At 57.3% G+C, this 14,315-nt stretch carries 11 protein-coding genes and 1 pseudogene; 7 read left to right on the plus strand and 5 right to left on the minus strand.

All coding sequences use genetic code 11. The features are described from left to right. The first annotated feature begins 3 nt into the window (after positions 1-3). Positions 4-867 carry an IS21-like element helper ATPase IstB gene (istB, locus tag IVB54_RS30225; RefSeq protein WP_346658833.1) on the plus strand — a complete coding sequence of 288 codons (864 nt, stop codon included), beginning with the start codon at positions 4-6 and terminating at the stop codon, positions 865-867. 163 nt (positions 868-1,030) lie between these two features. Then, entirely contained in the window at positions 1,031-1,918 is an 888-nt protein-coding gene (gene istB / locus IVB54_RS30230) for an IS21-like element helper ATPase IstB (RefSeq protein WP_276017385.1), read from the plus strand. Positions 1,919-2,131: 213 nt separating this feature from the next. Here istB (IVB54_RS30230) and IVB54_RS30235 read toward each other — a convergent pair. Next, positions 2,132-2,503 (minus strand): annotated as a pseudogene (locus IVB54_RS30235) (transposase); the annotation flags it as partial. A gap of 1,169 nt (positions 2,504-3,672) precedes the next feature. Between IVB54_RS30235 and IVB54_RS30240 the strand changes: the two are divergent. The 3 genes from IVB54_RS30240 (at position 3,673) to gmd (ending at position 6,112) form a co-directional block, all read left to right on the plus strand. Next, the gene (locus tag IVB54_RS30240; RefSeq protein ID WP_247776587.1) at positions 3,673-4,080 is read left to right on the plus strand and encodes a hypothetical protein; all 408 of its coding nucleotides are present in this window, start codon (positions 3,673-3,675) and stop codon (positions 4,078-4,080) included. A 265-nt stretch (positions 4,081-4,345) separates the two neighbouring features. Beyond that, positions 4,346-4,828 (plus strand): transglutaminase-like cysteine peptidase, encoded by a 483-nt coding sequence (locus IVB54_RS30245; RefSeq protein ID WP_247776588.1) that lies wholly within the window; start codon positions 4,346-4,348, stop codon positions 4,826-4,828. 192 nt (positions 4,829-5,020) lie between these two features. Continuing rightward, entirely contained in the window at positions 5,021-6,112 is a 1,092-nt protein-coding gene (gene gmd, locus IVB54_RS30250; RefSeq protein WP_247766797.1) for a GDP-mannose 4,6-dehydratase, read from the plus strand. Between the two features lie 74 nt (positions 6,113-6,186). Here gmd and IVB54_RS30255 read toward each other — a convergent pair whose 3' ends face one another. From IVB54_RS30255 to IVB54_RS30270, 4 genes are all read right to left on the minus strand, one after another. Beyond that, positions 6,187-7,173, minus strand: a complete 987-nt coding sequence (locus IVB54_RS30255; protein WP_247294384.1) for an NAD-dependent epimerase/dehydratase family protein — start codon at positions 7,171-7,173, stop codon at positions 6,187-6,189. A gap of 15 nt (positions 7,174-7,188) precedes the next feature. Beyond that, positions 7,189-8,385 carry a glycosyltransferase family 4 protein gene (locus IVB54_RS30260; RefSeq protein ID WP_247766798.1) on the minus strand — a complete coding sequence of 399 codons (1,197 nt, stop codon included), beginning with the start codon at positions 8,383-8,385 and terminating at the stop codon, positions 7,189-7,191. A 29-nt stretch (positions 8,386-8,414) separates the two neighbouring features. Further along, the gene (locus tag IVB54_RS30265) at positions 8,415-9,389 is read right to left on the minus strand and encodes a GDP-L-fucose synthase (protein WP_247777527.1); all 975 of its coding nucleotides are present in this window, start codon (positions 9,387-9,389) and stop codon (positions 8,415-8,417) included. Between the two features lie 746 nt (positions 9,390-10,135). After that, the gene (locus tag IVB54_RS30270) at positions 10,136-11,080 is read right to left on the minus strand and encodes an ABC transporter substrate-binding protein (protein WP_247766799.1); all 945 of its coding nucleotides are present in this window, start codon (positions 11,078-11,080) and stop codon (positions 10,136-10,138) included. Positions 11,081-11,442: 362 nt separating this feature from the next. Here IVB54_RS30270 and IVB54_RS30275 point away from each other — a divergent pair, with 362 nt between their 5' ends. Both IVB54_RS30275 and IVB54_RS30280 read left to right on the plus strand, forming a co-directional pair. After that, complete coding sequence (locus IVB54_RS30275; protein WP_247766800.1) at positions 11,443-12,885, plus strand: undecaprenyl-phosphate glucose phosphotransferase; 1,443 nt, start codon at positions 11,443-11,445, stop codon at positions 12,883-12,885. A gap of 108 nt (positions 12,886-12,993) precedes the next feature. Further along, entirely contained in the window at positions 12,994-14,175 is a 1,182-nt protein-coding gene (locus IVB54_RS30280; protein ID WP_247776589.1) for a glycosyltransferase family 4 protein, read from the plus strand. The last annotated feature ends 140 nt before the right edge of the window (positions 14,176-14,315 follow it).

The following is a 14,315-nucleotide window of genomic DNA, read 5'->3' on the forward strand; positions in this document are numbered from 1 at the left end:
CTGATGGAACGTACTCAACTCTTCGACCTCATGGGCGAGCTCAAACTCTACGGCATGAAGGCTGCCTTCGACGAGATCATGGCGACCGCTGTCAAACGCCAGCACGAACCCCAGCGCATTGTCGGCGACCTGCTCAACGCCGAGATCAACGAGAAGCAGGCCCGCTCGATTAAGTACCAGCTCACCATCGCCAAGCTGCCGCTGGCCAAGGATCTCGAGGACTTCCAGTTCGAAGGCACACCCATCAACCAGACGCTGGTCAATGATCTCGCCGGCGGCGGCTTCATCGCCCAGCAACGTAACGCCGTGCTGATCGGCGGTACCGGCACCGGCAAAACACATATGGCCATCGCAATCGCCAGAAGCTGCATCCGATCCGGTGCCCGCGGCCGCTTCTACAACGTGGTCGACCTCGTCAACCGTCTGGAGATCGAGACCCGCAATGGACGGCAAGGTCGGATTGCCGAGCATTTGACCCGGATGGACTTCATCGTCCTCGACGAACTCGGTTATCTACCGTTCGCCCAATCCGGCGGCCAGCTCCTGTTCCACCTCGTCAGCCGGCTCTACGAGCGCACGTCCATCGTCGTCACCACCAATCTCGCGTTCGGTGAATGGCCCAGCGTCTTCGGCGACGCCAAAATGACCACCGCGCTTCTAGATCGCCTGACCCACCATTGCGACATCGTCGAGACCGGCAACGACAGCTGGCGCTTCAAAAGCCGCGACGACGATCACGCAACCCGCGCTCGCACCGTCTCCGCAACCCCGACCAGCTCCGACGGTGCGAGCGCTACCGCCAAAACCCGCCGCTCGAAGGGGTCAAAATTGGACGCCGATACGGGGTCAAATTTGAACGCCGATTGACAGCGCCGGCTGCGGATCGTCGACTCCGCCCATCTCGATGGTGTTGCTGGTCGCAGGGCGCGGTCCGCCGGGCGGAGATCGCGGCGGTGCTGGCGCCGTCCTCACCGCCGTCGTTGTTACGTCCTCTTGCCGAATACGAAGCCGTGGTCGGAGGACGCTTCTGATGACGCGGGCAAAAAAGGTAATGGAAGCGACGACCGATCCGCTAGATGCCATGCTGGCGCGATTGCAGCTCTCCGGCATCCGCGATCAGCTTGATAGTTTGCTCGACGAGGCGGCGCGCGCGAACCTGTCGGCGCGTGAGACGCTGATCTTGCTGTGCGAGCGCGAGATCGCACGCAAGGACCATCGCCGCATCGAGATGGCGCTGAAGCTCGCACACTTCCCGGCCGTGAAGGAGCTTGCTGGCTTCGACTTCGAGGCGCAGCCCTCAATTGATCCAAAGCAGATCCGCGATCTTGCCGCGTCACGTTGGATCGCCAACGGCGAGAATGTGCTGCTGCTCGGGCCGCCCGGCGTCGGCAAGACGCACTTGTCGATCGCGCTGGGGCGAGAGGCTATCCTGGCCGGGTACACGGTGCAGTTCACCACGGCGACGACGCTGGTCGCAGGTCTTGCCAAGGCCCACGGCGAGCGACGCCTGGACGAGAAACTGCTCGCGCTGTCGAAGCCAAAGCTGCTCATCGTCGACGAGCTCGGCTACTTGCCACTTGAACCTGACGCGGCGCATCTGTTCTTCCAACTGGTCAGCCGGCGCTACGAAACCGGCGCCATGCTGATCACGTCCAACCGCAGCGTTGCCGAATGGGGCACAGTGTTCGCCGATCCCGTGGTCGCCACCGCGATCCTCGACCGGCTCCTGCACCACAGCCATGTGCTGACGATCCGCGGCGACAGCTACCGGCTCCGCGCCAAGCGCAGGAGCGGCCTCATCAAAACGCCGACCGCCGGTGACGACCCTCCGGTCGGCTCCGCCTCCCTCCGGCCCGTCACCGGCGGAAACAACCTTCACCGAGATCATAATCCCGATGGTGGGGGCAGTTCTACATGACGCAAAGGGGGCAGTTCCGGATGGCGTTTGACACCCGGGCCCGCACTCGCGATCGTACTGGCAAGACCCAAGAGGGCGCGGCAGCGCGAGAAGCGCCAAAAAGAGCAGGTATTTCGTTGAGGGCTGCTCTGCTGGGCAAGGGCTTTAACGAGGCAGAGTACCAGCGCGTCTTCAGATCGATGGAACAAGATCACTTGGATGCGCTGATGGTACGCGATGAAGCATCAGACAGCTCTGTTGCTCGTTCGTCTTGGTCGGCACGAACCGCATGTTGGGCCTTGTGACCGCCTCGCAAATAGCCTCCGCGTCGGTGCTGTCGTTCTTCTGCCGCTTGACGTAGGGCTTCACATAGGCCGGAGGCATCAGACGCACCGTATGTCCCAACGCCTGCAGCTCGCGGGACCAATGGTGCGATGAAGCGCAAGCCTCGATCCCAACTAGACACGGCGGCAACTTCTCAAAGAAGGACAGCACGAAGCGGCGCTTGAGCTGACCGCGTATGATCACTTGGCCGGCTGCATCGACCCCATGCACTTGAAAGACCGACTTCGCGATATCCAGACCAATCGTTGAATCTGACTGCATAGTTTGCTCCTCCGAATCGTGGGAGCCTTAAACGGCGCCCAGTCTTTTGGCACTCTCGTGCCCGTGGAGGAGCCGTCCACAGCATCAGAAGCGGGAATGCCAAAGAGCTCCCTGCTCAAGCCGCACCTCGCAAGAACCGATGACGTTCACTCCTTCAGGGCAGCAAAAAGCCCGCAACAATACGCGGGCTTTGGTCGCAGGACAGAAAATCGTTAGCTTTCGTCGTTCTGCCAAAAGCTCAGCGATGGTTTGACCACGACCACGAGGCCGGCAAGGGCGAGAAAGGCGACGGCGACGAACGTGATTGCGATCTCTTCCATGAAGTCTCCTGAGACGCCCTTGCGGAGGATGCAGGTGCGTTGCGGCGGGATCGTGGCTCCAAGGTGAACTTAGCGTGCCGTTTACCAACCATTGCGTGACCGCCACTCCCGTCAACCTAGGCCCGATCTCGCAGTTCTATTCGTCGACCCACCAGGTAAGCGACGGATAAATGACCAGCAAGCTGACGAGGGCCAGCGATCCGGCCAGTAGCGTCCCTATGATCAAAGCGCCTATCATGGATTATATTATAAACACATTAAATTTTAACGCAATTAAATTATTTAATTGGTTGTTTCCCCTTCGGAGTCCGCTGCGGCCAAAAGTGTCGGTCGGGCGCTCGGTTGCGAACTGCCGGGCTGCCCTATGAACAGACATATAGCTGCACCGCATTAACAGACGCCATGGACTACCAGCAGACGTCGCTTGCGGGCTGAACCAACGAGATCGCGCACCGAGGCGCAGCCTCTGCCTTTACAGATTGAAGTACAACATAGAGACTAGAACCGTCGAAAATACACCTAGCCCTATTATGGCAACTTTAAAAACCAGGTCGGCTGCCAAGTGCACCTCCCTCAGTTTGCAAATCAGTTAGAAGCATACGCCTTACTTCCGCGCCTGCAATCCGGGAAAGGAAAGCCATTCATCAATATGGGCGGCGATATCGCACGTGGGCCTTCGTCAAAAGGTCTTCACGTTCCGCGCCCGGAGGCAGGTGCCCTGCCTTTTCCCTTGCCCCTAGCTTCCTCGAGGAGTCGTTGGCCTAGCGTCCTATCTGTTTGAACCGGTGGCGTTTCATAAACGTCCTCCCGATGTGATATCTGCTACTTAAACGCTCTCAGAGTCGCGCAGTGCGTTACGGCTATCGCGTGGTGCGGCATAGACTTCTGAATACTTGCCGTCAAAAAGCAATCGAGATGACGCTGCGGCGTATTGATGTCGCCGGCATTGCGCTGGACTTTCAGGATGTAGCTGAAATCTACACGATCGATAACGCACGGGACTGGCAGCTAGATCCTTCTGCTGCGCTCGATATCGAGGCCCGCCTGCGATCGTACGGCTTCGATCAGCATGAGATCAGCATGGGAGTCTATGTTCAAGCGCGCGATATCCTCGTGCTGTTTGAATCGCCCCTGAACGGAGCACAGCTTCGACGCCTAATGATGCTGAAAGAGATTAACAACTTTCGGCGCTCAAAAATGGCTGATCTTGCCAATCCTGCGGAGCGCAAAGGTTGGCCAAGCGGCGTCAAGCTCTAGCGAAAAGGTCTTCCTGACGAGACCTTGCCTCGACGTTAGCTTCATCCGGCAACGATCTTATGGTCCAGATTGCCCAGCGCACTGCTCCACAATTGAGCATGAGTTGCCTCACAATTGTCATAGCACCTCCACTGCAACCCAATATAGTTCGCCCAAGCAATCAGGAATGATCAGGCGAATTTCAATGATCAGACATGCTCTCCGCATGCTGGCCACGTATTGTGTTTGCAGCTAGCCAGCTTATTCAAGCTACGAATCTCAAGCAGTGGCTCCGCCGCTGTCATTCTCACAATTCTGCGTCCAGTATCCGGAGGACTGCCAACGCCACGACGATCGCAGAATCAGAGACTTCCGCTCCTCAATTCAGCGTTGGCGAGAACTCGCTGAGATCAATTCGACGGTGAATTTCGGCATAGCGCCAAAGGATCTGCTCGCAAGCCGACGTGACGCGGAATGGCAGATATTTCCTTCCGAGGGCAATTGCGGCGACTATGCCGTTACCAAGCGCCATCTATTGCTTCGATCGGGTTGGCCCAGCTCGGTTCTTCTTCTCGCAGAGGTCATCATTCGGGCAACCGGAGAGCACCACCTTGTACTTCTTGTGCGCGAGGGAAGAGCGGTCCTTGTACTCGACAATCTAAGTCCGGTAATCACGCCCCTCGTGGATGCCCTGGACCGATACATCCTCGTGCGGTCTGAACCGGGAACTGATCCCCAGCATTGGACGCGCGAAGTTGGCGCTTTCTAGCAGGAATTCGAAGCACATGCCTCGCGAGTATCCTTCACGTTGGCAAGCAGGCGCAGAGTAACCATAACGCAGATTCCGGAGCATCCCGATGGGACCGAGTAGGCCGTTAATCTAGGCTTGATTTTTGCTCGGTTTCACTCTCCCTAATGAAGTCAATTTCGTGTAAGCACAAATCTTCATTTTGGGATTGATATGACAAAGAAACGAGCACTGATTACGGGCGTCACCGGCCAGGACGGCGCCTATTTGGCTGAACTTCTTTTGCAGAAGGGGTACGAGGTCCACGGCATCAAGCGTCGAACCTCCCTTTTCAATACCGACCGCATTGACCATCTGTATCTCGATCCACACGAGCCCAATCCGCCCTTCCGGCTTCACTATGGCGATCTCACGGATTCCTCGAGCTTGATCCGCATCGTCGGCCAAGTGCAGCCAGACGAGATCTACAATCTCGCGGCGCAGAGCCATGTTGCGGTTTCCTTCGAGGAACCCGAGTACACGGCGAATTCCGACGGCCTTGGCACGTTGCGCATCCTTGAAGCGATGCGCATTACAGGCTTGGAGAGGAAGGCGCGCTTCTACCAGGCCTCAACGTCTGAACTCTACGGTTTGGTTCAGGAGATCCCCCAAAAGGAGACCACGCCTTTTTATCCGCGCTCCCCGTATGCGGTTGCCAAGCTCTACGCCTATTGGATCACGGTCAATTACCGTGAAGCCTACGGCATGTACGCCTGCAACGGCATTCTGTTTAACCACGAATCTCCTGTCCGCGGCGAGACCTTCGTGACCCGAAAGATCACGCGCGCCTTGGCACGGATTCATTTGGGTCTGCAGGAACGGCTTTATCTCGGCAATCTCGATGCGTTGCGCGATTGGGGACACGCGCGCGACTATGTTGAGATGCAGTGGCTGATGCTGCAGCAGGAAAAGCCGGAAGATTTCGTCATCGCAACGGGCGTTCAACATTCGGTGCGAGACTTCGTCAACGTCGCGGCGAGCGAAGTCGGCATGAAGATCCGATGGGAAGGCTCCGGCGTCGACGAGAAGGGCTATAATGTTGCAAACGGAAAATGCGTGGTCTCGGTTGATCCGCGTTATTTCCGGCCGACTGAGGTCGCCACTTTGCTTGGAGATCCGTCCAAGGCGAAGGAAAAGCTTGGCTGGCAGCCGCAAACCTCTTTCGAGAGTCTTGTGGGCGAGATGATGAAAGAAGACCTTGAATCTGCAAAGCGAGATGAACTCATCAAGCAGCACGGCTTTAGGTATTTCCCACGTCATGAATAGGCAATAATAGAAAGAAGCGGCGGTCACCCTTGTGACCGCCGCTTGCGAGCCTGCCGAACCGTTTGCCTAGAATTCTACTCGAACCGCCCCAGCGCGGAAGATGAGCGCCAATCTTGGAGAGCGCTCACAAGATCGAACCTCCTTACAAAACCAGTTTCTTGAAGTTTTCGCGGCACTATGTTTGTCGACCGAAACAACTTCATCACGCGAGCTCGATTAACAGAAGTTTTGATGCCGATCTTCGAAAGCACTTCGAAGAGAAGTCCCGCAAGAAGGATCAGCTGCAACGGTATCGTGCCTACGGGCTTAGGTAAGTGCGCCGCATCCCGAAATGCGGCGCAAATTCCTTCAGTCGTAACTGGCTCATCAAACGCAAAATTGTAAGTAATAAGCTTCTCATCGCTCCTTAGCGCGAATTCAAACGACGCAACGAGGTCTTTGACGTAGCCACAGGCCTTCTTCGTATCCCGCCTGCCGGGATAGAAAAATGTTCCTCTTTCCAGAGTTCTAGCTAATCGCGTAAAATTACCCCGCTCCTGAAAGCCAAAAACGACAGCAGGCCGAACAATAACAAGCTTCCGATCAACGCCCTCGCGCTGCCAGACTTCGTGTACCCGCTCAGCCAAGAGCTTCGATTTGCCGTATGCGCTCTCGGGATTTGGTTGGCACAACTCCGAGACTTCCTCTTCACTTGGCCCGTATATCGATATCGAGCTAGTGAAAAGCAAAGCACTGACACCAGCCCGACGGGCATAATCAGTTACGTTCAAGGCACCAGAAACATTTGTCCAATAGTACTCCCAATCGTCGTGACCTGGAGTTACGTGGACGGCCGCGAGATTATAGATATCCGTCACGTCAGGAACGAACTCAGGAGGAATCGGATATCGGACGTCACAATGGACATACTCGACCCCAACCGTCTCGAATCTTGGATGAGGCGCGATATCGGCGCTTACCACCCTCGAATAGTCACCAGACTCAATGAGGGCTCGAACTAGATGCGACCCAATAAATCCGTGTCCCCCGAAAACAACAGCAATTCGTTTGTCAATTTTCATAACAACCTTCTAAGGTCATGCCTTTTCAATCACCGATAAGTATTGACCCATAATAGCCTGCTTGTTCATGCAATCGGCCACGAAAGACTGACCGTTTTGCCCCTTTGCTTCCAATTCCTCCCTGCTGTCGATGAGAGTAACAACGCTCTCAAACAATGCGGTTTCATCGCCAGGGGAAACGCATATCCCTGCCTTGGAACGTTCGGTCAAAACATCCAGGGGACTACTTGGCTCTGCGATACAAACATAAGGACGCCCAGCCGCCATGATCGAAAATAGCTTCGACGGCAACGCATAATTCGCAACATCAAGCGCTTGCGGGACCATATGGAGGCTGGCCGCCTGCAAGCTTTCCGTGAACTTCTCGCTGCTTGCCAGCGGCAAAAAGATCGCATCAGCAATGCCGGCGTCCTGAAACAGCCGAGCAATGCGCTGCTTTTCCGAGCCGTCTCCCTGCATGACCACTCTCACGTCACCACGCTCAACCGACAGCCGCTTGATCAAAGGCAAAAGCTGATCGAGGTTCTGCTTTTTTCCAAAATTTCCAGAGTACATCAAAACTGGCGGCGAATGCGGCATCGGCGCCTCCCGTGAAGGAGTCGCCCAAATTGAAATCACAGAAATCGGCTTCTTACAGCCAAGCTTCTGAAGTTCACTTTTCATGCCGTCGGTCAAGACAACGATCTGGTCGGACCGATTGAGCGCGAATCGCTCGACCACCTGCATTAGCGAAATCAATACCGGACTGGTGGCGATCTTGAGAGAACGAGCCAAACCGCTCTCAATATCGTGCACAACCGTAACGATCTTTGCTCCTGAAAGCAGCTTGATTACTAACGCTCCGAACACCGTTAGAATGCTGGGCACGTAAGCGACCACTATGTCAGTGGCTCCAAATTGGCGGCGAACAGCCCGGTTGAGCACACCAAGCAGAAAGCGAAAGTCGTTCTTTACTCGCTCTTTGAAGCCTCCCGCACCTCGCTCGCTTACAGGAATGCGAGATATTTTTATCTCGTGCAGACTCTCCTCGTCCCGCCCACCATCAAGCCAGTCGCCGAACTTTTCAACTGTTGGGTAGTGTGGGCGGAAAGCGACCACACGAACTTTAAATCCGTGTTCCTGGAGCCAAATCGCAAGCTCCGTGCAATATGGCGCAGATCCGATCTCTTCAGGCCAAAAATACGGGGAAAGATAGAGGATATTCTTGATCACTTGCATATCTCTTCTGAACGGGCAGAGCTCTAAGCTTGGACGCCAACACGCATGTTCCGTCCACCCATCTCGAGAAAATCTGCATAAGCAACAGCCAGCCCAACCGACAAGGGGGTCTTTGGCGCCCACCCAAGTTCGCGAACGCGGGAACTGTCGAGGAGCTTGCGCGGCGTGCCGTCGGGCTTGGACGCATCGAAAATCAATTTACCTTCGTAGCCGACAACATCAGCTACAGCCGCTGCGAAGTCTGCGATCGACAACTCGTCTCCGCTACCGACGTTTATCGGCAGGTCACTCGAATAATTCTTCAGAAGAAAAACGCACGCGTCCGCAAAGTCTTCGACGTTGAGAAATTCACGAAGCGGCGTACCGGTGCCCCATACGGCGACACTGGGTGCTTTTGCGAGCTTGGCTTCGTGGAAGCGCCGGATCAGTGCCGCCGGAACGTGACTATGATCCGGATGATAATTGTCGCCACGGCCATAGAGATTGGTCGGCATCACCGAAATGAAGTCATCGCCATATTGCCGACGAAAGGCTTGGCACATCTTGAGGCCGGCGATCTTCGCGATAGCGTACCACTCGTTGGTCGGCTCAAGCGGCCCAGTCAGTAATTCGCTTTCGGCGATCGGCTGCTTGGCGTGTTTGGGATAGATGCAGGACGAGCCAAGGAACAGTAGGCGCTGCACGCCAACCATGTGACTTGCGCGGATCACGCTCAATTCCAGCGCCAGGTTGTCGCAGAGAAAATCGACCGGGAGATTGTTGTTGGCTGCGATACCGCCAACCTTTGCGGCGGCGTGAACCACCACCTCTGGACGATTGGCCTCGAGCCATTTCAGCGTTGGCTCTTCCCTTGTGAGGTCCAGCTCACGCCGGTCGGCCGTCAGGACAGTGCAGTTCTCTGACGCAAGCCTGCGGACGACGGCTGATGCGACCATGCCGCGGTGACCCGCGACGAAGACACGTTTGCCCGTGAGATCGTAGGTTGAAACCCCTGCCATCGTATCCTCTACCAGCGGCTTGGCCGGATCATCCGGCGGCCGCCGCACTACGCAATCACGCTGCCGATGCAGCCCGGGCAGTCTGGTAACACAATCTTCACCATGCGACAGCCTGTCCCGGTCTGACAAAGATATTCATGGTGAACCTGCGCTGCGCGCACAAAAGGTCAGCACACAATGAAACAAAAACGAGCAAGGCAGCCGCATCAGCTGTGCGGCTGCCTTTAGACATCATCGAAAAACGGCAGACGCCGCCTGTTAGCTCAACCTCAGTACGCCCGGCGCAGGACAGGACCGAGAGGCGCGCAGACCCGATCCATATACCAGCCATAGGGCGTCTCGACCCGCACCAGCGGGCAACGGCGCCACGGCGCATACCGATACGGATAAGGCTGCGCCCAGAAGGTAATAGGGGTCACCTGGCCCTCACCCGTAAGCAAGGCCGCAGGTGCCGGCATCTGCATCGCGGCGCTCGCTCCGCTCGCCGCGGAAAAGCTAACAGTTGCGGCCAAAAGACCCGCTCGCATCAACGTCTTAAACATCCCAAAAAGCTCCTTGCCCTGCGGATTTGATCCCCGAGTCGCTTGTCAGCCCCCAGCCGACCAACGTCACGATGCATAAGCCACTCCGCGATTGGCCCAAATAGTGAACCGAACTTTACCAAGGCCACCGGTGGAAATGCAACTCATGCCGGGCGGCCGACGGACTTTCGGAACGACATGGCGCACGGGTGTGGCTTATTGGTTCTATTTCTCCCCACTCCAGGCGCCTGGGGTGGCGAGGTCCGGTGAACGGCGGTACACATCCCGAAGGAACTGGTAGTTGACCGTCTGAGCGAGCGGCACGTCTTTCTCGCCTAGGTTGGCGAAGAGGAGGATGTCCCGAAGCGTCCGCCAGCGGCTTTCGTCGTAGTCGCCGATACGCCCGCCTGTCGGCAGTACCAGCGGGCGCAACTGCTGCAACTCGAATCTCAGCCGCTCGGAGTTCAGCCTGGCCGGGCCGGCGCCAGCGAGAACGGGCACGCTCCGTGCATAGTCCCCGTAGGCAAACTGCCATCCTCGAATGAGGCCCTGAAGGACATCGGCGATCACGGACTGCTGGTCATGGATGAGATCATTGCTCGCGAAATAGACCTGGCCTGGGACATGGATGCCGTAGTCCTGCGGCTTGATCACGTTCAGCTTGACGAAAGTCGGACTGGAGGGATCGGGCTGCTCGTCGGTCGGGGCAATGATCGCATCCGCCTCTCCCGCCCGGAGAGCATCGAAGCTGTCGCGGTCCAGGACCTTGGTAATCTGGCTGCGGGGAAGCCCGAGCTGCGCCATCATGGCATCAAAGACGACCTCTCCCTCGCTCGCCTTGCGATACCCGACCCGTTTCCCGACCAGGTCAACCGGCCGCCGCAATCCCGAGCTTTCGAGCGTGAAGATCGCAACCGAGGTATCGAGAAAGCTGGCCGCGAAGGCCGTGACGGGGACGCCGCGCCAGCTCGAAAGCAGAAACTTCTGGCCACTCGTCACCCCGATGGCATGTTGGTGTGCAATCGTCTGGACGAAGTCAGGGTCGGGTTGGGCAGCCAGCTCAATGCGGGAGGAGAAATATCCCTGCTTCGATGCAGCGAGTTCGCCGGCAAACCGCGCGCGATATGGCCCGTCGAGGAGGAGCTTGACCGCGACGGGCTCGGAAGTCATCGGAGCTCGGAGGGGGGCCGCGTCGGGGCGAATAAGGAGCAGCACGGTTCCGACCAAGGCCACAACAGCAAGGCCAATGGCGAGGTAGCGCTTTCCTCTCGGCCGGGTCCGCCGCCGGGACTGGGTTCGAGGCAACGAGATCTTCCTAACGGGTTGTGAAATTTAACATATCAGTCGAGGCGAGATGGACTACAATGCAGCTTGTGGGGTAAGGTTAATTTTTCCTTCGCCTTGTTCTAGCAGCGATTTTGACCGATAGCACGACGTGTTCGGATAATGAATTTTGAGTCAGTGGGTTTGGCAGGATGACGATTCTTTCCACTCGACCAGTACCGGTGGCTGATTCTGCGACGGAAATTCGTGTGGTCGAGCCGGCCGTTGCGGCTTCTACAGGTTTTGCACCGAGCTGGCTGCGCCCTGTGATTGTGGAAGGTTTAGTAGCGGTGGTCGATGCGGCGCTGGTCGTGATCAGCGGGATTGGCTGCGCGGTCGGTTATCTCCTGGCGAGCGCAGGGGTCGTCGGCAAGGCCGACGTCTATGCGGGGGCGAGCGTTCTTGTCGCCATCAACTTCATCCTTCTGACGACCGTGCAGCACGGCTACCGTCTCAAGGCCCTCACCAACCTGCCGCGCACGTTCCGGATGACGCTGGCGACGTGGACAGGCTTGTTCGGCGCGCTGCTGGCGATCGCCTTCACGATGAAGATCAGTGAGGAGCTCTCCCGCGGCGCCGCCATCTCGTTCTATCTTGTCGGCCTCACCCTCCTCCTCGCCTGGAGGACGGCCGCAGCGCGCTGGACGGCGCGGGCCCTGCGCACCGGCGCCTTCGCCAACGGACGGGCGATCATGATCGCCGAGTTCGGCCTTGCGGCCTCCTCCAACGCGATCGACGAGCTCGGCCAGCACGGCTACCGCCTGATGCGTGTGATGGAGATCCCGGCCAAGGACCTCGCCTCGCCGCTGCTGCTGTCCTCGCAGGCGCCGCGCTTCGAGGAGATGGTCGCGTATGCGCGCGAGAACCGGATCGAGCACGTCTTCCTGCTGATGAACTGGAGCCGGCAGCACGCGATCGACAGCATTCTGGACGCGCTGAAGATCTTGCCGCTCCCGGTGCATCTGGTGCCTGACGCCAACACGGCGCGCTTCCTGCGCTATCCGCTTGAAGGCACCGGCAACACCTTCACCGCCGAGCTGCGCCGCGCGCCCTTGTCCTGGAAGGAGCGCGCGCTGAAGCGCGCGCTGGACCTCGTCGGCGCCAGTCTTGCGCTTTTCGTGTTCGCGCCGGTGATGCTGGTGACCGCGATCCTGATCAAGCTGAGCTCGAAAGGCCCGGTGTTCTTCCGCCAGACCCGCCACGGCTTCGGCGGTCGCGCGTTCAAGATCTTCAAGTTCCGCACCATGCGCGTGCTGGAGGACGGCCCGACGATTCGGCAGGCAGAGAAGAACGACCCGCGCGTCACGCCGATCGGCAAATGGCTGCGCAAGACCTCGATCGACGAGCTGCCGCAGCTCTTCAACGTGCTCAAGGGCGAGATGTCGCTGGTCGGCCCGCGCCCGCACGCGGCCGCCCACAACACCGAATATGAGCAGATCATCGGCAACTACGCCTTCCGCCACCACGTCAAGCCTGGCATCACCGGCTGGGCGCAGGTTAATGGTTATCGCGGAGAAACCAGGACGCTCGAGCTGATGCAGAAGCGCGTGGAGTATGATCTTTGGTACATCAACAACTGGAGCATTGCTCTGGATCTAAAGGTAATCTTTCTAACCGCGCTGACGGGAATGCGCGCCCCGAACGCCTATTGATTCCTTTCGACGGCCACCATCGAACTCGGTGCAAACTGGAGTGCTGAGCAACCGTCGAGACTAAATTCCCATAAGCATGCACAAATTACTCTGAGGCGCCAAAAAGCTATGTCGCGTGAAAAAAAAATCAGACTTCTCGCGGTAGCGACCCATCTCTTACCCGCGAGAGGCTGGGGCGGAGTTGCTGTTACAGCCCGCACTTTCTTCGAACTCCTCGCCTCTCGCGGTCAGGCCGAGTTGAACGTCGTGACCAGCGATGCGTGCCGGGAAAAAGGGCATATAAGCCATGACGACCTACACTTTGCCGATTATGTCGAGCTCTATTGTGCGAGCAATTTAGATAAGAGCGCGTTCAGCTGGGCCGCAGTACCGGCCATACTGCGACAAATTCGTCGAGCTGATTTCGTCTACTCCGCCGGTATCATGACATGGCCAACCACTTTAGCCGCTATCGGCGCGTACCTTTGTCGTCGGCCGTTCGCTTTCCACGCTCATGGTGGTCTACTTGAAGATCGCTTGCGCGAACTCAAATCAAAGCACCTCAAGTGGCTTTTGTTCAAAGGCGCAATTTTGCCTTTTCTGAAGCGAGCATGTTTCCTCAATTGCTCGTCGGAGTTCGAGGCTACGAACGCCAGGAGAATCTTCCAGAAAACGATTCTCATTACTCCAAATTATCAGGACATTTCGTCTATTCCCCTCATTGGGGCGCAAGAAACACGCACCAAGGAACTTCGATTGACCTTTGTGGGCCGCCTGCACAAAGACAAAGGCATCCATCGCTTCAGCTCCATCTGGAAATCATTCGCTCGCAATGGCGATCTTCTGCAAGTCATTGGGGGGCATGATGATGAATACGGTCGTACATTGATTGGGGAATTTGGCAACGATCCGCGTTTTTCCTTTCTCGGCGAGCGAAGCCGATCCGAAGTATTCCAACTGATTGGCAGCTCAGACGCCCTTGTGCTGCCCTCGGGACTAGAGGGGACGCTACGCGAGAACTTCGGCAACGTCGTGCCGGAAGCTCTGGCTGTTGGACGTCCAGTCTTAATCAGCTCTCGTCTTGCTTGGCGCGACCTCGAAGAACGGGGGGTCGGATTTTACCTTCCCGAGAACGATCATGAAATAGTGGACACGCTAGCGACCCTTCGTGAATCTGCGAAACCTTTGGCCGATCCCACAAGCTGCCGAGAATATGCAATGAGCTTCGACCGAAAAGCCTCAGGCAGCGAAATCGATCGTTTCCTCAGCCTCGTTGAGCAAAATACACGAGGCAAGACGCCCCGCACGTGAGGCGATTCGTGGTCCACGGATCATCGAACAGCAATTGAGCAATCGCAGACGAAAGTCCTCCACTTCTACCCGGCGGCACTTTTTCCAGCGCCAGCTACGCCTTGGTCGCCGTGGGCGTCCACATTCTGAAGCTTCTCCTA

This window comes from Bradyrhizobium sp. CW1, assembly GCF_023100665.1.
In the GTDB taxonomy this organism is placed as follows: Bacteria; Pseudomonadota; Alphaproteobacteria; order Rhizobiales; family Xanthobacteraceae; genus Bradyrhizobium; species Bradyrhizobium canariense_D.